Origin of the sequence: Peptacetobacter sp. AB800 (genome assembly GCF_047807365.1) — a bacterium.
Taxonomy (GTDB): Bacteria; Bacillota; Clostridia; order Peptostreptococcales; family Peptostreptococcaceae; genus Peptacetobacter.
Window position 1 is genome coordinate 1 of record NZ_JBLOUI010000043.1, and the last position, 18,930, is coordinate 18,930.

Consider the following 18,930-nt stretch of genomic DNA (forward strand, 5'->3'; position numbering starts at 1 on the left):
CTAAAAGAGGATTAATAAGTTGCTTAGATTATTATATGAAATTGAACCGCGGAGTGCCGAACGGCACGCTCCGTGGTGTGAGAGGGGCTACAAGTTAGCCCCTACTTAATTATATATCAGAATGAAAGAACTAAAAAATTCTTAAATGTATTAAAAAATAGAGATGAATTAATATAATTAAAAATTTAAAAATAGGCATGAAAAAAGGAACTCGGGGTAAGTTCCTTTTTTCTAGTGTGAAAACTTCCGTAATTTTCACACTAAATTCAATAAACATAAAATATATCCCTTTGAAAGGGTACTGGGAATAGATATATTAACTAACTGGGGTTACCAGGGGGATAACCTTAATTAAATTTTAACAAAAAATCATTAAAAAATCAATGAATATTTATTATAAAGTTAAATAAATATAAATTTGTCAATTAGAGTAAGAAAAATTTAATATTGTATTTATCTATAGATGATAAAATACAAATAGTATATTTGTATAATAATGTATACAAGATTAACGTTTTCTTGTAAAGAATTTAAAATTTATATCTAAATGTTGAAATTTAAACAAATTTAGTATGAAAAAATTTAAAAGGTATAGCATGTAATAACAAAATTATCTATAATAAAATATTATTATATACGCTTTAAAAGATATAAAAATACCTGTAATTATGTTAAAAAAATAACTTTAAAAATGAATTTAATAAGAAGAAATTTAATTGCATTGAAAAAATAAAATTCAAATAAGAAAGTGACAAATATTATAATCATATATTTTTAAAAGTGAAAATATGATATAATTAAATGATATGTTTAAATACTTTTTAAGCGAGGAAAGGTGTTATCAATGGGAATATATTTAGATAATAGTGCGACTACAAAACCATATCAGGAAGTAGTTGATAGTATGGTTAAAGCACTTACAGAAGACTATGAAAACCCATCTGCAGCGCACAGAATGGGTATGAAAATAGAAAAGAATATAAAAGATATAAGAAGAAATATCGCTAAGACTCTTGGAGCTAAGGAAAAAGAGATTGTATTTACTTCTGGTGGAACAGAATGCAACAATATGATTATCAGAAGTTGTGCAAATCTCAATAAGCAGAGAGGAAGACATATAATATCTACTTCTATAGAGCATCCATCTGTTTTAAATACCTTAGAGGACTTAGAAAAAGACGGATTTGAAGTTACATATCTTCCTGTAAATTCTGAAGGAAAGATAAGTATAGAGGATGTAGAGAAGAGTTTAAGAGAAGATACTATTTTAGTGAGCATTATGTTTGTAAATAACGAGGTTGGAAGTATTCAGCCGATAAAGGAAATAGGCAACTTACTAAAAAATAGAAAGAATAAAGTATTTTTCCATGTAGATGCTGTTCAGGGATATGGAAAGGTAGAATTTAGACCATCTAGATACAATATAGATTTTATGAGCGTCAGTGCCCATAAAATACATGGTCCAAAGGGAATAGGATTTATGTATATGAAGGATGGAAATAATTTTAAGCCACTTGTAACTGGTGGAGGTCAGGAAAGTAATTTAAGATCTGGAACAGAAAATGTGCCTGGAATATACGGCATGGGAGCTGCAGTATCAAAATTATTCTCTGATTTAAATGGATCTATAGAAAAAATGAATTCGTTGAAGAATGTTTTAAAAGAAGAGATATTAAAAAATATAGAGGGTGTTAAGATAAATTCTCCGGAAGATGGAGTTTGTCATATATTAAATGTATCTTTTGAAGATGTAAGAGGAGAAGTGCTTTTACATTATCTTGAACAGAAGGAAGTATATGTATCTACAGGTTCTGCTTGTTCATCAAAGAAAAAGGGAAGTCATGTGCTAAATGCTATGGGACTTACATCAGATGAGATAGAAGGAGCAATAAGATTTAGTTTATCTGATATGAATACAGAAGAAGAAATAGTTAAGGCTGTAGAGATATTAAAGGATTCTGTTGAGGATTTAAGAAAGATAATCAGAATAAGAAAATAATTAAAATACAAAGGTTAGAGAAAATATAAAAAAATAATTGAAAAGAGGTGCCGATTTGTACAATATATTAATAGTTAAATACGGAGAAATAGGAGTAAAAGGAAAAAATAGATACCTTTTCGAAAATAAGCTTATAAAAAATATAAAAAATATGCTTAAACCACTAGGTGAATACAATGTTTACAAAGAATACGGAAGAATATACGTTGATGTAAACGACGACGATTATGAAGAAGTAATGGAAGAAGTTAGAAAAGTTTTTGGTATAGTAGGAGTTTGTCCAGGAGTAAAAGCTGAAAAAGACTACGATGTACTAAAAGCTACAGCTTTAAAATTAATCGAAAAGAAAATAGAAGAAGGTGCTAAAACTTTCAAAGTTGAATCAAGAAGAGGAGATAAATCTCTTCCACTTACATCTCAGGAAATGAGTATAGATATTGGTGGATATATACTTTCTAATGTTAAAGACAGAATAAAAGTTGATGTTAGAAATCCAGAAGTTAAAGTTAGATGTGAGTACAGAGAGTTAAATACTATGGTTTATACAGACTCTGTACCAGGTTATGGTGGATTACCAATGGGAACTGCTGGTAAAGCTATGTCACTTCTTTCAGGTGGTATAGACAGCCCAGTAGCTACTTGGATGGTTGCTAAGAGAGGTATGGATATAGAATGTATCCACTTCCACACATATCCATTCACTAGTGAAAGATCTAGAGAAAAAGTTTTAGACTTAGCTAGAACTCTTTCAAGATACTGTGGACCAATAAAAGTACATTGCTGTAATATACTTGAGATAGAAAAAGAAATAACTGAAAAATTAAATAGAGAAGAAACTACTATACATTCAAGAAGATTTATGATGATGATAACTCAGAGATTAGCTGAGCAGAGACATTGTCAGGCTATAGTTACAGGTGAAAGTATAGGGCAGGTTGCATCTCAGACTATATACGGATTAACTTGTACTAATGCAGTTTGTAGTTTACCAGTATTTAGACCGCTTATAGCTATGGATAAATCTGATATAATTGATATAGCTCAAGAAATAGGTACTTATGACATATCTATAGTTCCAGAAGAAGATTGCTGTAGTGTATTTGCTCCTAAGAAACCTATAACAAAACCTAAATTAGAAAGAATAGAAAAATCAGAAGAAAAATTAGATATAGAAGCACTTATAGAAGGTGCTATGGCAACTATTGAAACAATAGTTTGCGAAGTAGAATAATATAAAAATAAAAGACTCATCGTCCAAAGTTAATTGGATTGATGAGTCTTTTTGTAATTATTTAAAAGAAACTAAATCTTTAACTTCTAATCTTTCTGGAGCAGCTTTAGCTTCACCATCTCTGTATCCAACAGCTACAAGTGCCATTACATTTTCTTCTTCTGGAATTTCGCATATTTCTTTAACTTTTTTATCGTCAAATATTCCAAGAACAACACTTCCAACACCTTCATTATAAGCAGATAAGCAGAATGTCTGACAAGCTATACCTGCATCAAATACTTCCCAACGGTCTTCTTTAGAAGTAGAGAAGCTACCATCTTCTTCGTATCCGCTTTTTTTACCTACAGCAGTAAGTACTACTAGAGCAGGAGCTCTTTTTATTGTTTTCTCGTTAAATACAAAGTTCATAACAGCTTCTTCAGCTACTTTAGTTTTTATATCAGTATCTTCTATTATATGATATCTTGCAGTCTGAGAATTTTTCCATGATGGAGCAAATCTAGCTAATTCAATTATTTTTTCAAAAGTTTCATGAGAAATCTTTTCTTCAGTAAATTTTCTGACACTTCTTCTTTCTTTTACACAGTTTTCAAAGTTCATATGAATATCCCCTCTCTATTTTAAATATATAATTGTTTACTTCTAATTATAATTATATTATAAATTTCTGATAAAAACTATTATTATAGATATAAAAAATCCCCAACCAAAAGTAGATTGGGGATTAAAATTAATCAAATTTGTTGTATACTTCGACACCATATTTTTCTATGATATCTTTAGCTCTTTTTACATCTTCATCCTCAGCCTGAGGAACTCCCTCAAGAGGATATTTTAGTCCAAGTTCTTCCCATTTGTGAACACCTAAAGTGTGATAAGGAAGGATTTCAAAACGGTCTACATTGTGTAGAGTAGATACAAATTCACCCATTTTGTTTAGGTTTTCTTCTGAATCTGTAACCCCAGGAACAAGAACATGTCTTATCCAAACAGGGATGTTTTTTTCATCAAGATATCTAGCAAATTCTATAGCTGAATTTATATCGATTCCAGCAAGTGATTTTGCATCTTCAGGAATCATATGTTTTAGATCTAAAAGAACTGTGTCGGTTAGTTCTAGTATATGTGCTATATCAGTTGCTTTAGTGCATCCTGATGTATCTAAACAAGTATTTAATCCGTTTTTCTTTGCTTCTTTAAATAATTCATATAAGAATTCAGGCTGTGCAGTAGCTTCACCACCAGAGGCAGTAAGTCCACCACCAGAAAACTCCATATATGTTTTATATTTTAAAGCATCTTGAACTACTTCTTCAGCTGTCTTTTCAGTACCGCCATTTTTATTCCATGTATCTCTATTATGACAGTATTTACATCTTAAAGGGCAACCCTGTAAAAAGACTATATATCTTATTCCGGGACCGTCTACGGTCCCGAAAGTTTCTATTGAATGTATTCTACCTTTTACCATTTAAACCAAGCCTTTCTGCCAATCAGAAAGGATAAGTTGTTTCTGATTAAGCCATTTTGTTGTGGAATGTTCTGTTTATAACGTCTAACTGCTGTTCTCTAGTTAATTTTATGAAGTTAACTGCGTATCCAGAAACCCTAACTGTTAACTGTGGGTATTTTTCTGGGTGTTCCATAGCATCTTCAAGAGTAGCTCTGTCAAATACGTTAACATTTAGGTGATGAGCTCTCTGAGCAAAGTATCCATCTAACATAGCTGAAAGGTTAGTTACTCTTTCGTCCATGTCTTTACCTAAAGATTTTGGTACTATTGAGAATGTATTTGATATACCATCCTGAGAATATTCGTATGGAAGTTTAGCAACTGAAGCTAGAGAAGCTAAAGCACCGCTGTTATCTCTTCCGTGCATTGGGTTAGCACCTGGAGCAAATGGTTCACCAGCTCTTCTTCCGTCTGGAGTGTTACCAGTTTTCTTACCGTAAACAACGTTTGAAGTTATTGTTAATATTGACTGAGTTGGGTAAGAGTTTCTGTAAGTTTTGTTTTTCTTTATTTTTTCCATAACGTCTTTAACTATGAATACAGCTATTTCATCAGCTCTATCATCGTTGTTTCCGTATTTTGGATAATCTCCTTCAACTTCGAAGTCAACTGCTATTCCGTCTTCGTTTCTTATAGTTTTAACTTTAGCGTATTTTATAGCTGATAATGAGTCAACACAAACTGATAAACCAGCCATACCACAAGCCATAGTTCTAAATACATCTCTATCATGAAGAGCCATTTCTAGTGCTTCATAAGAGTATTTATCGTGCATGTAATGTATAACATTTAATGTATTTACATATAATTTTGCTAACCAATCAGTGAATAAGTCGAATTTTGACATTACTTCATCGTAATCTAAGTATTCAGAAGTTATTGGTTCGAATTTAGGTCCTACCTGAGCACCTGATTTTTCATCAACCCCACCGTTTATAGAGTAAAGTAGAGTTTTAGCTACGTTAACTCTTGCTCCGAAGAACTGCATCTGTTTACCTATTCTCATTGCAGATACACAGCAAGCTATACCGTAGTCATCTCCCCAGTATTCTCTCATTAAGTCATCATTTTCGTACTGTATTGAACTAGTGTCTATAGATACTTTTGAGCAGAAATCTTTGAATCCCTGAGGAAGTCTAGTAGACCAAAGTACTGTTAAGTTTGGTTCTGGTGATGGTCCAAGAGTGTAAAGAGTGTTAAGAACTCTGAATGAGTTTTTAGTTACTAATGTTCTACCATCTATTCCCATACCACCTATTGATTCAGTTACCCAAGTTGGGTCTCCTGAGAATAATTCATTGTATTCTGGAGTTCTAAGGAATCTAACCATTCTTAATTTCATAACAAAGTGGTCCATTAATTCCTGTATTTCTTCTTCTGTTATTGTTCCAGCTTTTAAATCTCTTTCAAAGTATATATCAAGGAAAGTAGAAGTTCTACCTAATGACATTGCAGCACCATTCTGATCTTTAACTGCTGCAAGATATCCGAAGTATAACCACTGAACAGCTTCTTTTGAGTTTTCAGCTGGTCTAGATATATCAAATCCGTAGCTTTCACCCATTCTTTTTAATGCTTCTAAAGCGTTTATCTGTTCAGATATTTCTTCTCTTAATCTTATTGTATCTTCATCTATTGTTGATAGCTCTAAAGAATCTTTCTGAGCCATTTTGTCTTCTATTAATTTGTCTACACCGTAAAGAGCAACTCTTCTGTAGTCTCCTATTATTCTACCTCTTCCGTAAGCATCTGGAAGACCAGTTATTATACCAGATTTTCTGCATGCTCTCATTTCTTTAGTATAAGCATCGAAAACACCCTGGTTGTGAGTTTTTCTATATTTAGTGAATATTTTAGATACTTCTGGATCTAATTCATATCCATAAGCTTTACAAGAATTTTCTACCATTCTTATACCACCGTAAGGCATTATAGCTCTTTTTAAAGGAGCATCTGTCTGAAGCCCTACTATCTGTTCTAACTCTTTGTCTATGTATCCTGGTTTGTAAGCATCTATTGCTGTTATAGTTGTAGTGTCAACATCAAGAGTTCCACCATTAGCTATTTCTTTTTTACAAAGATCAGCAACTTCATCCCATAATTTTTTAGTTCTTTCTGATTCTCCTGCTAAGAAAGAAGCATCTCCTTCATAAGGAGTGTAGTTTAACTGGATAAAATCTCTAACGTCTATTTCTTTATTCCAGTTTCCAGTTTTAAAACCATTCCAAGCTGTAGTCATTTGGTTACCTCCGTAATAAAAAAATTATATAAAAAATAAAATAATCTGCAATTGTTATATTACCATAAATTTTACATATTGTATACACGAAAATACAAATATTTTTATATATTTTTTGAAAAATGTTTACATTATATATAGAAAAAAGTGATATATATAGTAAAAATATATATAATTTCAGAAAACTCTGATTTTGATTATAAAAAAATATATAAGTATAAAAATAAAATTATCTGCATAAAATATGATTTTTATTTAGTAATAATAACATTGCTTATGATATACCCCTTTTAAAAAAGACTCAAACAGAAATAAATAAAAATGATAAAAGATATCAAATAATAATATGTTATATCTGATTAAAAAAACAAAAATAAGACCTAAAAAATAATAAAAAAATAATATTCGATACATTTCGAACTATGTGAAAAACATTTTTTCTAGATGCTTGAGAGTGTTATACGAAAGTTTATTTTGACGTTTTAGGTTTACATAAGTTCTGTAAGGGTATATAATAGAAAAGTTAGTATTTAGATTAGAGACGGAAAGGAATTATTTATGGAAATAAAAAGATTTGAAGATTTAGACATAAATCAGAATATAAAGAAAGCAATAGCTGAAATGGGGTTTGAAGAGCCATCTCCAATACAGGCAAAGTCAATACCAGTAATATTAGAAGGTAAAGATGTAATAGGACAGGCTCAGACAGGTACAGGTAAAACTGCAGCCTTCTCAATTCCTATACTTGAAAAGATAGATCCAAATGATAGATCACTTCAGGCTATAGTACTTTGTCCTACAAGAGAGCTTGCTATACAGGTATCTCAGGAAATAAGAAAACTTGCAAAATACATGCAGGGAATAAAAACTCTTCCAATATATGGAGGACAGCCTATAGATAGACAGATAAAGGCTTTAAAAGGCGGTGTACAGGTTATAATCGGTACTCCAGGACGTACTATAGACCATATAAAAAGAAAAACAATAAAACCAGGAAATGTTAAGATGGTCGTACTTGATGAAGCAGATGAAATGCTAGACATGGGATTCAGAGAAGATATAGAAACTATTCTAGAAAATGTTCCAGAAGAAAGACAGACTACATTCTTCTCAGCTACTATGCCAAAAGCAATACTTGAGCTTACTAAAAAATATCAGAACGAACCAGAACATATAAAAGTTGTTAGAAAAGAATTAACTGTTGAAAATATAAAACAGTACTACATAGAAACAAGATCTTCTAATAAAATAGAAGTTTTATCAAGATTAATAGATGTTTATAATCCAAAGCTTTCTGTAGTTTTCTGTAATACAAAAAAAGGTGCGGACGAACTTGTAGGTGAATTACAGGGTAGAGGATACTTTGCAGATGCATTACATGGAGATTTAAAACAGGTACAGAGAGATATCGTAATGGATAAATTCAGAAATGGTACTATAGATATACTAGTTGCTACAGACGTTGCAGCTAGAGGTATAGACGTTGATGATGTTGAATGCGTATTCAACTTCGATTTACCACAGGACGAAGAGTACTACGTTCATAGAATAGGTAGAACTGGTAGAGCTGGTAGAGAAGGTCTTTCATTCTCATTCGTATACGGAAGAGATATGAGAAAAATGAAAGATATAGAAAGATACACTAAATCAAAACTTGAAAAACATCCAATACCTACAGTAGGCGATGTTGAAGAGAAAAAGGTTGGAGCATTCTTTGAAGAAGTTAAGAGAGTTGCCAACGAAGGAAAACTTGCTAAACAGATACAGTGGTTAGAAAACTTCTGTGAAAATGAAGATGTAGACTATTCAATGGTTGATATAGCTGCAGCACTTCTTAAATTAGCTATGGGTGAAGAAGAAAAAGAAGAAATAGTAGAAGAAAAACCTAAGAAAAACAGAAGAAGAGAAGAATCTTCAGGTGCCAAAGATGGTATGGTAAGATTATTCATAAATGTTGGTAAAAAACAGAGAGTACAGGCTAAGGATATACTTGGCGCAATAGCTGGGGAAGCTGGAATACCAGGAAAAACAATAGGTACTATAGATATATATGACAAATTTACATTTGTTGAAGTTCCTAAGAAAAAAGCAAAAACAGTAATAGAAAAAATGAAAAATAAAAAAATAAAAGGAAACAAATTAAACATAGAAAAAGCTAATAAAAAGAAAAAATAATTAGCAATTAAAAAATTACAATAATAAAAAAGAAAAATAAAAAAACTTATATCAAAATATTAACATTAAAAAAGCTGTTGCAAATCGTACAACAGCTTTTTATTTTTTTATTTGTTTTTTTAAAATTAGTTACCTTCTCCAGTATTATCGCCGGTATTACCACCATTATCAGGAGTATTATTTCCTCCATTGTTATTATTGGTATTATTATCTCCAGCGTTGTTATCAGAAGGATTATTATTGTTGTTACTATTATTGTTATTATCATTATTTTCAGAGTTTCCGTTATTTCCTCCGCCAGAGTTACCACCAGCATTACCACCAGCATTACCACCAGCATTACCAGTTGTATTATTCTGATTTTCTGCAGCAGTATCTTCTTTCTTTTCTGTAGAAGGAGCTGTAGTTACTCTAGTAGCGCTAGTACCATCTATAAACGCGGCATTAGAACCAGAAGATGATGCTCCTCCATCCTGAAGATTTATTTTAGTGAAGTATATTCCCTCTGGTTTATCAAAGTCTTTTTTCTCTAAATTCCGGTGAATTTTAGTCATTATTTTCTGCCAAAGTAGAACAGAAGAAGTACTTCCTCCACCTATATTTCTAGTTTTAACTATTTTACCTTCAGCATCTCTTACACCTGCATCGTCAGCTATATATGTAGCACCAACATAGTATGGTGTATATCCAACAAACCAAGCTTCTTTAGAGCTGTTTGTTGTACCTGTTTTACCAGCTGTAGGCATTCCATTTGGAAGAGCTGCTTTTTTAGCAGTACCTTCATTTACAACAGCTTTTAACATGTCTGTCATAACATATGCAACCTGAGGATCGACAACTCTTTTCTTTTCTGGATTGCTATCTACAATTGACTGATGGTCAAATGATTCTATACTAGTAAATATTGTAGGCTCTATATACTGACCTCCATTAGCTAATGCACCATAAGCAGTCGCCATTTCAAGTGGAGATATACCATAAGTTAAACCTCCAAGTGTAAGTGCAGGGAAACGTCTATCTGTATTATTAGAATCTGTAGTAGCCTTATTATCTGCAAGTGATGTTATACCAAAGTTTTTAAGGTAATCTATCATAACATCAACACAGTCGTCATATGAATCACCAAGAAGCTCAGCAACTTTAACTGCAACTGTATTAGAAGATTTAGCTAAACCTAATCTTAAACTCATAGAACCACCACCAGCAGTAGTAGTTTTTGGATTCCATTTTCTATTTTCTTCAAATCTATATCCACCTCTGGCATCACTAAAAGCAGTTGCCTGTGTAATAGACATAGTATCTATTGCAGGAGTGTATATTGCAAGAGGTTTTATAGTAGAACCAGGCTGTCTAGGAGTAGTAGCTCTGTTTAGAGTTTTTCTACCAGATATATTTCTACCACCAACAAGCCCTTTTATCTGACCATTTCTGTAATCTATTATTACTGTAGCTGACTGTGGCTGAAGAACGCCATCAGGACCTACAATATTTCCAGGAAAGTTATTTGTATTTTTGTATTCAGATTCAATAGCTTCCTGTATTTTAGGGTCTATTGTAGTATTTATTATAAGACCGCCGTTGTAGTACATATTTTCAGCTTCTTCTCTAGTATTACCCTGATCTATAAGTGCAGAAATAACTTTGTTTTCTATTAAATCTTCTACAGAGTTAGAAACCTTATTAGATTCTTCAGGTAATTTTATAACTATTTCTTCAGCTAAAGCTTCAGTATATTCCTTCTGAGTAATGTACCCTAATTCTTTCATTTTAGCAAGAACAGTTTCCTGTCTTTCTTTAGCGTCTGGGTTATTTACAGCTTTTCTTATAACGATAGATGCTGTTTTAGCCTGTTTGTAAGTTCCTTCGTTTATAAGTCCCCATTCGTATAATTTATCTACCATTTTTAACTCAGCTTCAGTAGGTTCATCGAAGTCATCATCTTCAGTATTTACAAAAGTAAGTATACGATGGTCTAAATCTTCTTTTGTTTCAGTTCCATCTAACTTAGCACTCTTATAAGCTGAGTATTTTGAAGGGTTTTTAGTTGAACCAGCAAGAAGCGCAGATTCAGCTAAAGTAAGATCTTTTGCAGATTTATCAAAATATCCTCTAGCTCCGGCCTCGGCACCAGTTAAACCTTTACCAACGAAGAAGTTGTTTAAATATAATTCAAGTATATCGTCTTTTTTAAGCTTTTTATCCATCTCAATAGCGTAATACATATCTTTTATTTTACGAGACATTGTTTGCTCAGTACTAGTTAAAAGCATCTTAGATACCTGCATAGTTATAGTAGAACCACCCTGCCTTTTACCAAAAAGTCTCATAACAACAGATCTTGCCAGACCTTTAGGATCGACACCTCCATGTTGGTAGAAACGCTCATCTTCTATAGATACTATAGCTTTTTTAAGATAAGGAGACATCTGTGATAGTGGAACAGGGGTCTTCTTATTTACACTAGGTGCAGTAGACATTTTTTCTCCATTTGAGTATAAAAGTGTAGTAGTTACATAAGTTCTTTTGTTTAAATCAGCAAGTGTAACAGGTTTAACATCTCTAAGTGATGAAAACACTAAACCACCGGCAGCTGCACCTAATACAACAAATAGAACTAGGCATGTCATACCAAATACTTTCACCTTAGAAAGTTTTCTTTTTTTCTTACCAGATGGAACTCTTCTTTTTCTTTTTACATTTGAAGAAGATGAATTCCTAACACTTCTAGATGAACTGCTAGAACCTCTACTACTATTTGAAGAAGAGCTACTACTGCTAGCTCTAGTAGCAGAAGAATTTCTAACAGACGTCTTTGAAGAAGAACTTGAAGAAGAGGCCTTTCTCCTTCTTATTTTATTATCACTATTATTGTCGTTTTTCATAAGTAGTGTACCTCCTTATTCTAAGACATTATTATAACACAAATCTAAAATGTTGGGTATTCTTACAGAAAAACAAATAAAGTGTGTGGAAGTCTTGAAATAAAGCGAAAAAAAATATATTATAATGTAAGTCGGCAATTATTGCTTACAATTATATGTGAATATAAAAATTGATATAAAAAATAAAAAAAGTATTTAGAGGAGGAAAAATGTTAGTAGTTGAAAATGTTAGCCATGGATTTGGCGCTAGGGTAATACTTGAGAACGTATCATTCAGAATAAGAAAAGGTGAGCATATAGCACTAGTAGGTGCTAATGGTGAAGGAAAGTCGAGCTTCCTTAATATAATAACTAAAAAATTAATGCCAGATGCAGGTAATATAAAATGGTCGTCAAGGGTTACAGTTGGTTATTTAGATCAGCACACAGTACTTGGAAAAGGAAAAACAATAAGAGAGGTTTTAAGAGAGGCATTCCAGCATATGTTCGATTTAGAGCAGGAAATGCTACAGATGTACGAAAAAATGGGAGATGCATCTGATGAAGAAATGGCTGCACTTATGGAAGATACTGCTGAAATACAGACAATACTTGAACATAGTGGATTCTATACAATAGATGCAAAAATACAGGAGGTTGCAAATGGACTAGGACTTGGAGAAATAGGACTAGACAGAGATGTAACTGACCTTAGTGGTGGGCAGAGAACAAAAGTACTTTTAACTAAGTTACTTCTTGAAAACCCAACAATATTAATATTAGACGAGCCTACAAACTACTTAGATGAAGAGCACATAGTATGGCTTACTAGATATCTACAGGAATACGAAAATGCATTCGTACTAGTTTCTCACGACATAAGCTTCATAAATGATACTTGTAACGTTGTTTACCACCTTGAAAATGGTGAATTAAACAGATATAAAGGAAACTACGATGAATTTGAAAGATTAAACGAAATCAAGAAAAGACAGGAAGAACAGGCTTATGAAAAACAGGTTAAAGAAAGAGAAAAACTTGAAGATTTCATAGCAAGAAACAAAGCTAGAGTTGCAACAAGAGGTATGGCAAATTCAAGACAGAAACAGCTTGATAAAATGGAAATACTTGAAAGACCAAAAGAAAAAATAAAACCTACATTCAACTTTAGAAATGCTAGAGCAGCAGGAAAAATAATATTTGAAACTAAGGATCTTGTATTAGGGTACAATGAACCTCTTACAAAACCACTTAACTTCCAGCTTGAAAGAGGTAAAAAAATAGCTCTAAAGGGTATGAATGGTATAGGTAAATCTACACTATTAAAAACTCTTTTAGGTATGATAAAACCTTATGATGGGGAAGTTAAACTAGGGGATTATTTAGAAGTAGGATACTTTGAACAGGAAAGTTCAACAGAAAATAACAATACTGCTATGGACGAAATATGGCAGGAATATCCAGGTCTTACAAACTATGAAGTAAGACAGGCTCTTGCAAAATGTGGATTAACTAATGAGCATATAACTAGCTTAGTAAGAGTACTTAGTGGGGGAGAAGCAGCAAAAGTTAGATTATGTAAGATAATGTTAAAAGACATAAACTTCCTAGTACTTGACGAACCTACTAACCACCTTGATGTGGATGCTAAGGAAGAGCTTAAAAAAGCAATAAAAGAATTCAAGGGAACAGTGCTTTTAGTATCTCATGAACCAGAATTCTACATGGACTTTGTAGATGATGTATGGAATATAGAGGACTTCACTACAAAAATAGTTTAATAAAAAAATAGAGATTAAAAACTAACTAAAACCTGGGTGATAATATGAAAAAGGTATTTATGAATATATGCTCTTTTTTAGTTACTATAGCTATAATTTCTACGGCTGCTGTAACTGCATTGAATTTTAGAGAAATATATTATATTGATGTATATAGACTAGATATTCCGGAAATGTCTGGATATACTGAACAAGAAATAATTGAAAACTACAATTATTTAATAGACTATAATACTAGTTTTGATGATAAAGAATTTAAATTGCCAAGTATGAAATTCTCGAGAGAAGGTAAGATACATTTTGAAGAAGTTAGAAATATATTTCACTCATTATACTACATAATGGGAATCGGGTTGTTAGCATTTATAGCTATTATTTATGAAGCATTTAAGGGAAGAACAAAACCTCTTAAAAATGTACTAAAGATGTTAATAATTCTTCCAGTTATTGTTGCAATACCGATGATGGTGGCTTTTGACAAGGTATTTGTACTTTTCCATAAGATAATGTTTAGAAATGACTACTGGATATTTGACCCAGTACTTGATCCAGTAATAAATATACTTCCAGAAGAATTTTTCTATCACGAGGCATTACTTATCGTCAGTCTAACTGTGATTATGTGGATAGCATTGCTTATAGCATATAGAATTTTTTCAGATAGAGTGGAAAAACAGAGCTAAATTTAGTAAAAATATAAAAATTGTTGATAAAAAATGGGACTGTTGTATAAACTACAACAGTCCTTTTATTATGTATTTACAAAAATAAAAATTTATTTCTTTCTAGCAAGTTCAGATATTTCGCTAAATTTTTTTATTATATAATCAAAGTTCTTTTTATTATGTGGCAACATACAGTTGCTACAGTCTTTTATTCCTTTTTCTGTGTATTTAAAATTTCCACCGCAGTTTTCTCCTAAAGCATAAAGTGGACAGTAGCAGAATAAGCAGTTGAACTCATCTGGTTTGTCTGTTTTATGACATGGAAAAAATTCACAGCTTTTGTGGCAGAAAAACTTATAATTTTCGCTCATAATATCCTCCTAATTAATTTATAAGATAATAATTATTATAGATTTAAAGTTTGATAATTTACAACGCTATTTTATAAATTTGTTGACATTTTATACTATCATAATATATACTTATCTTAATTTTGAAAATGGAAGGAGGCTTACGAATGTTCATTTTTGTACGCTAATAAACAACAAAAGTCGGTTTACCGCTCTACTCTGTAGGGATTTTTTGTCGTGCGTACATATGCTACACGTAAGTCAGATATTATATGATTATTGATTTTGTAGTACTATATTAGATAATTTAGTATACAAGAGTATCATATTTTTTAGCGTGTCTTTTATGATGCAGGTAAATACCCTTTGTGGAGCATTTACCTGCTTTTTTGTTGTTAAAAATTACAATAAAAATAAAGGATAAAATTTACATAGCTAATTTAAAAATTAGACTAAAAGAGGAGGTAAATAATGGCTAAAAAAGAAACTGTAACTAAAGAAGATTTATTAAATATTATTGATTTATTAGAAACTACTAAAATTACGTATTGGATTGATGGTGGTTGGGGAGTTGATTTATTATTGGGTAAACAAACAAGAGATCATAGAGATATAGATATTAATTTTGATGCAAAATTTACAGATGAATTAATAGAATTTCTTTTAAGTAAAGGATACAAAATAGATACAGATTGGCTTCCAGCTAGAATGGAGTTATATAGTGAAAAATATGGATATTTAGACATACATCCATTTATTTTAAATGAAGATGGAACGTCAAAACAAGCTGATTTAGAAGGTGGTTGGTATGAATTTGAAAAAGATTATTTTAGTAGTGTAAACTTTGAAAATAGAATAATCCCATGTATATCTTTAAAAGGACAACTTATTTTTCATTCAGGATATGAATTGAGGGAAAAAGATATACACGATATAGATATTCTTAAAAGTTTATAATATATATTATATAAAGCTTAATATATATTTATATGGAGATTATAAATATAGTAGTAATAATTTTTTTAGGATATAATATAATTAAATTTAATTATTTGCTAAAAGAATAAACAAAGATAATTAAGGAGGAAATTATGACGACTGAATTAGATATAAATTTACATGAACAGGTAGTTGAGAGAGCACTTCTTGTTGGAATGAACATAACTACTGTATCAAAAAGAATGGACGATATAGACATAAATGATTCTATGGAGGAATTAAAAGAACTAGCAAAGGCAGCAGGTGCGGAGGTAGTTGGATCTGTAATACAGAATAGACCTGCTGTAGATGCAGCATATTACATAGGAAAAGGTAAGGTTGAAGAAATAAAAGGTTACTGCGAAGGACTTGATGCAACTTTAATAATATTTAACGACGAGTTATCAGGTGCTCAGACTAGAAATATAGAAGATCTTACAGGAATAAAAACTATAGATAGAACAACTCTAATCCTTGATATATTTGCACAGAGAGCTAAGAGTAAAGAAGGTAAACTTCAGGTAGAATTAGCCCAGTTAAAATACAGACTACCTAGACTTTATGGAATGGGTGGATCTATGAGTAGAACTGGTGCAGGTATAGGTACAAGAGGACCAGGGGAACAGAAGCTTGAAATAGACAAAAGACACATATTAAATAGAGCTGCGGATATAAGAGCAGAACTAAAACTAGTTAAGAAAAATAGGGAAACTCAGAGAAATCAGAGAAAGAAATCTAATATACCTATAGTGGCATTAGTAGGATATACAAATGCTGGTAAATCAACACTACTAAACGAACTTATAAAAACTCATAAAGACTACGAATGTGAAAAAGAGGTATTTGTAAAAGATATGCTTTTCGCTACACTAGATGTAACTTTAAGAAAAGCAGTACTTCCAAATAAGAGAGATTTCTTAGTAGTAGATACAGTTGGGTTTGTAAGTAAGCTACCACATGACTTAGTAGATGCATTTAAATCTACACTAGAAGAAGTTAATTATGCAGATTTAATACTACATGTAATAGATGCAACAAATGACAGCTACGAAATCCAGAAAAAGACTACAGAAAAAGTATTAAAAGAACTTGGAGCTGACGATAAAAAGACTATACTTGTGTACAATAAAGTAGATAAACTAGAACTTGATATATATCCAAAGAATCAAGATGATGTTGTATACATATCTGCAAAACAGGGAATAAATATGGACAAACTGCTTAATATGATAGAAAAAGCGGTTATGGAAAATACTTACGACGTAGAGCTTTTAATTCCTTATGATAGAGGAGATATATTCAGCAAATGTAAGGACAAGTACAACATAGATGAATTTGAATATCTTGGAGAGGGAACTAAGTTTAGAGTTGCTCTTGATGAAGAGGACTTTGGAAAATACAAAGAATATATTGTAGAAAAATAAATTTACTTGAGATTGGGATGATTATATGGAGATAAGCTGGGAAAATATTGATGAGCTTGAGGATTATCAGATAACCTATCTTTTGTATAAAGAATCTTTAAACGTAAATCAGATTGCAAAGGTTAGAAATCTATCTCCTCAAGATATAGCTGATCATTTAATAAAAATTCAGGTTGAAAAAAGAGAAGAAGATAGAAAAAAGGATACCCTTGAATTATATCTAACATTAAATAAAGAGGAAAGGTTAGAGTATTTGGAGCAGCTAGACTCAGATGAGTTAACGTATTTTAAGCGAAAAATACTCAGACTTATCCCTATCGAAAAAGATATACGAAATCTTATGATTTTAGCATGGACTGTTGGAGAGATAGGAGATGCGGAGTTTTTAGATTTTTTAGAAGGTCTATCTAACCATGAAAATGGAGATATGAAAAAAGTAGCAAATACAGCTATTAAAAAAATAAAAAATAAATCAAAAGAATCCAATAAAAGTGAAAAAGATAAAAAGCTTGAAGAAAATAAACCGATTAATCTAAATGAAAAAAAATTTGATAACAATAATGAAAATAAGGATGAATTACAAAGTTTTTTAGGTTTAGATAAAAATAAAAGACTTGATTTTTTAGATAGATTAAAACCGGAAAAAATGATATACTTTAAGAGAAAGGTGTACAAACGTATTCTTACAGAATATAACACAGAAGATTTAATTGTTCTGATTTGGACAACTGGAGAATTAAAGGATGATAAGTTTTTATCAATTTTGCATAATCTCACTGAACATAGAAATTCCGATGTCAGAAGAATTACATATTCTGCAATCAGAAAGATTGGTTCACCTAAGAGTCGAGAGGTTTTAGAATTAGGACTTCTTGATTCAAATCCACAGACTAGACAGTACTGTGCTAAGGCTCTTTTAAAAGTTGGTAATGGACATAGTCTAAATATATTGAGAAATCTATATAGAGCAAGACAAGGTGTCGAAAAAGATTATGTACTTCGTGCATATAGAGAAGCGATAATCGAGTTAGAAAAGTCAGTTTAAGTTCTGACAATTATATTTTTCAAATCATACGCAGGTGCGTATATTTATAGGAGGGATTCAATATGATAGTAAGACGTTGTGCAGGTGGTGTGGTATTCCACGCAAATCAGGTGTTATTAGTGAAAAATGACAGAGGTGAATGGACTCTTCCAAAAGGAAAAATATCTGGAATGTACATGGCTCAGGAGAGCGCTATAGCAAGAGTAAAAGATGAAACTGGTATAGATGCAAAATTACTAGATATAGCTGGAGATACTATATATGAGTTCTTCTCAAGAAGTAGACAGCAGAGAGTTTGTAATGCCATAAACTGGTTTATAATGGACGCTCCTAACACAGAATGCAAAATAAGTTCTGAATTTTTAGAAGGCGGATTCTACAAAGTTAAAGATGCTCTTGAAATGTTAAATCATAACAAAGAAAAATCTTTAGTTGAAATCTCATACAAAAAATATAAAGAAGTAAAGAAAATAGTAGACTAATCATATCTAACCGAAAGGCTGATATCAACTTTGAAGCGGAAAACTACCACGCAGTTGCGTGGTAGTTTTTTTGTATGTAGAAAACCCCCAGTTAGACTGGGGGTTCAGTAAAGCTTTTAGCTTTGAGTCTTTAATAAAAAAGCTCCTTTTGATAAGATATAATTGCGGTCCGCCAACTGCAAAA

The 18,930-nt window shown here is 31.6% G+C and carries 14 protein-coding genes; 9 read left to right on the forward strand and 5 right to left on the reverse strand.

Annotated features, from left to right (window positions below):
• Window positions 1-844 precede the first annotated feature (844 nt).
• Entirely contained in the window at window positions 845-1,999 is a 1,155-nt protein-coding gene (locus tag ACK2WN_RS10280) for a cysteine desulfurase family protein (RefSeq protein ID WP_416155510.1), read from the forward strand.
• A gap of 55 nt (window positions 2,000-2,054) precedes the next feature.
• A complete protein-coding gene (thiI, locus tag ACK2WN_RS10285; protein WP_329998608.1) occupies window positions 2,055-3,230 on the forward strand; it encodes a tRNA uracil 4-sulfurtransferase ThiI in 1,176 nt (391 codons plus the stop codon).
• Between the two features lie 57 nt (window positions 3,231-3,287).
• On the opposite strand, the gene ACK2WN_RS10290 is transcribed toward thiI, so the two are convergent.
• The 3 genes from ACK2WN_RS10290 to pflB all read right to left on the reverse strand — a co-directional run bounded on the left by ACK2WN_RS10290 (window position 3,288) and on the right by pflB (window position 6,985).
• Window positions 3,288-3,833 carry a nitroreductase family protein gene (locus ACK2WN_RS10290; RefSeq protein WP_416155511.1) on the reverse strand — a complete coding sequence of 182 codons (546 nt, stop codon included), beginning with the start codon at window positions 3,831-3,833 and terminating at the stop codon, window positions 3,288-3,290.
• Window positions 3,834-3,963: 130 nt separating this feature from the next.
• Window positions 3,964-4,704, reverse strand: a complete 741-nt coding sequence (gene pflA, locus ACK2WN_RS10295) for a pyruvate formate-lyase-activating protein (protein WP_118548630.1) — start codon at window positions 4,702-4,704, stop codon at window positions 3,964-3,966.
• Window positions 4,705-4,750: 46 nt separating this feature from the next.
• On the reverse strand, window positions 4,751-6,985 hold the full coding sequence (gene pflB / locus ACK2WN_RS10300) for a formate C-acetyltransferase (protein WP_416155512.1): 2,235 nt from the start codon (window positions 6,983-6,985) through the stop codon (window positions 4,751-4,753).
• Between the two features lie 558 nt (window positions 6,986-7,543).
• Between pflB and ACK2WN_RS10305 the strand changes: the two genes are divergently transcribed.
• Entirely contained in the window at window positions 7,544-9,160 is a 1,617-nt protein-coding gene (locus ACK2WN_RS10305) for a DEAD/DEAH box helicase (protein ID WP_300528187.1), read from the forward strand.
• 125 nt (window positions 9,161-9,285) lie between these two features.
• On the opposite strand, the gene ACK2WN_RS10310 is transcribed toward ACK2WN_RS10305, so the two are convergent.
• A complete protein-coding gene (locus tag ACK2WN_RS10310) occupies window positions 9,286-12,042 on the reverse strand; it encodes a transglycosylase domain-containing protein (RefSeq protein ID WP_416155513.1) in 2,757 nt (918 codons plus the stop codon).
• Between the two features lie 209 nt (window positions 12,043-12,251).
• Between ACK2WN_RS10310 and ACK2WN_RS10315 the strand changes: the two genes are divergently transcribed.
• Entirely contained in the window at window positions 12,252-13,802 is a 1,551-nt protein-coding gene (locus ACK2WN_RS10315) for an ABC-F family ATP-binding cassette domain-containing protein (RefSeq protein ID WP_006440719.1), read from the forward strand.
• A 44-nt stretch (window positions 13,803-13,846) separates the two neighbouring features.
• On the forward strand, window positions 13,847-14,485 hold the full coding sequence (locus ACK2WN_RS10320) for a TIGR01906 family membrane protein (RefSeq protein WP_329998333.1): 639 nt from the start codon (window positions 13,847-13,849) through the stop codon (window positions 14,483-14,485).
• Window positions 14,486-14,577: 92 nt separating this feature from the next.
• Here ACK2WN_RS10320 and ACK2WN_RS10325 read toward each other — a convergent pair whose 3' ends face one another.
• Complete coding sequence (locus ACK2WN_RS10325) at window positions 14,578-14,838, reverse strand: cysteine-rich small domain-containing protein (RefSeq protein ID WP_300528178.1); 261 nt, start codon at window positions 14,836-14,838, stop codon at window positions 14,578-14,580.
• A 450-nt stretch (window positions 14,839-15,288) separates the two neighbouring features.
• Between ACK2WN_RS10325 and ACK2WN_RS10330 the strand changes: the two genes are divergently transcribed.
• The 4 genes from ACK2WN_RS10330 (at window position 15,289) to ACK2WN_RS10345 (ending at window position 18,746) form a co-directional block, all read left to right on the forward strand.
• Window positions 15,289-15,774: a nucleotidyltransferase domain-containing protein gene (locus tag ACK2WN_RS10330; protein WP_118548635.1), complete on the forward strand. Its 486-nt coding sequence runs from the start codon at window positions 15,289-15,291 to the stop codon at window positions 15,772-15,774.
• A 134-nt stretch (window positions 15,775-15,908) separates the two neighbouring features.
• Window positions 15,909-17,219 (forward strand): GTPase HflX, encoded by a 1,311-nt coding sequence (hflX, locus tag ACK2WN_RS10335; protein WP_329998336.1) that lies wholly within the window; start codon window positions 15,909-15,911, stop codon window positions 17,217-17,219.
• A 25-nt stretch (window positions 17,220-17,244) separates the two neighbouring features.
• Complete coding sequence (locus tag ACK2WN_RS10340) at window positions 17,245-18,264, forward strand: helix-turn-helix domain-containing protein (protein ID WP_329998337.1); 1,020 nt, start codon at window positions 17,245-17,247, stop codon at window positions 18,262-18,264.
• 62 nt (window positions 18,265-18,326) lie between these two features.
• Window positions 18,327-18,746, forward strand: coding sequence for an NUDIX domain-containing protein (locus ACK2WN_RS10345; RefSeq protein ID WP_300528168.1), 420 nt, complete (start codon window positions 18,327-18,329; stop codon window positions 18,744-18,746).
• Window positions 18,747-18,930: the final 184 nt, after the last annotated feature.

Excerpts from the sequence above, each read along its gene's own strand:
- ACK2WN_RS10280 (WP_416155510.1), top strand. The coding sequence starts at position 845 with ATGGGAATATATTTAGATAATAGTGCGACTACAAAACCATATCAGGAA.
- ACK2WN_RS10290 (WP_416155511.1), bottom strand. The coding sequence starts at position 3,833 with ATGAACTTTGAAAACTGTGTAAAAGAAAGAAGAAGTGTCAGAAAATTT.
- pflA (WP_118548630.1), bottom strand. The coding sequence starts at position 4,704 with ATGGTAAAAGGTAGAATACATTCAATAGAAACTTTCGGGACCGTAGAC.
- pflB (WP_416155512.1), bottom strand. The coding sequence starts at position 6,985 with ATGACTACAGCTTGGAATGGTTTTAAAACTGGAAACTGGAATAAAGAA.
- ACK2WN_RS10305 (WP_300528187.1), top strand. The coding sequence starts at position 7,544 with ATGGAAATAAAAAGATTTGAAGATTTAGACATAAATCAGAATATAAAG.
- ACK2WN_RS10310 (WP_416155513.1), bottom strand. The coding sequence starts at position 12,042 with ATGAAAAACGACAATAATAGTGATAATAAAATAAGAAGGAGAAAGGCC.
- ACK2WN_RS10315 (WP_006440719.1), top strand. The coding sequence starts at position 12,252 with ATGTTAGTAGTTGAAAATGTTAGCCATGGATTTGGCGCTAGGGTAATA.
- ACK2WN_RS10320 (WP_329998333.1), top strand. The coding sequence starts at position 13,847 with ATGAAAAAGGTATTTATGAATATATGCTCTTTTTTAGTTACTATAGCT.
- ACK2WN_RS10325 (WP_300528178.1), bottom strand. The coding sequence starts at position 14,838 with ATGAGCGAAAATTATAAGTTTTTCTGCCACAAAAGCTGTGAATTTTTT.
- ACK2WN_RS10330 (WP_118548635.1), top strand. The coding sequence starts at position 15,289 with ATGGCTAAAAAAGAAACTGTAACTAAAGAAGATTTATTAAATATTATT.
- hflX (WP_329998336.1), top strand. The coding sequence starts at position 15,909 with ATGACGACTGAATTAGATATAAATTTACATGAACAGGTAGTTGAGAGA.
- ACK2WN_RS10340 (WP_329998337.1), top strand. The coding sequence starts at position 17,245 with ATGGAGATAAGCTGGGAAAATATTGATGAGCTTGAGGATTATCAGATA.
- ACK2WN_RS10345 (WP_300528168.1), top strand. The coding sequence starts at position 18,327 with ATGATAGTAAGACGTTGTGCAGGTGGTGTGGTATTCCACGCAAATCAG.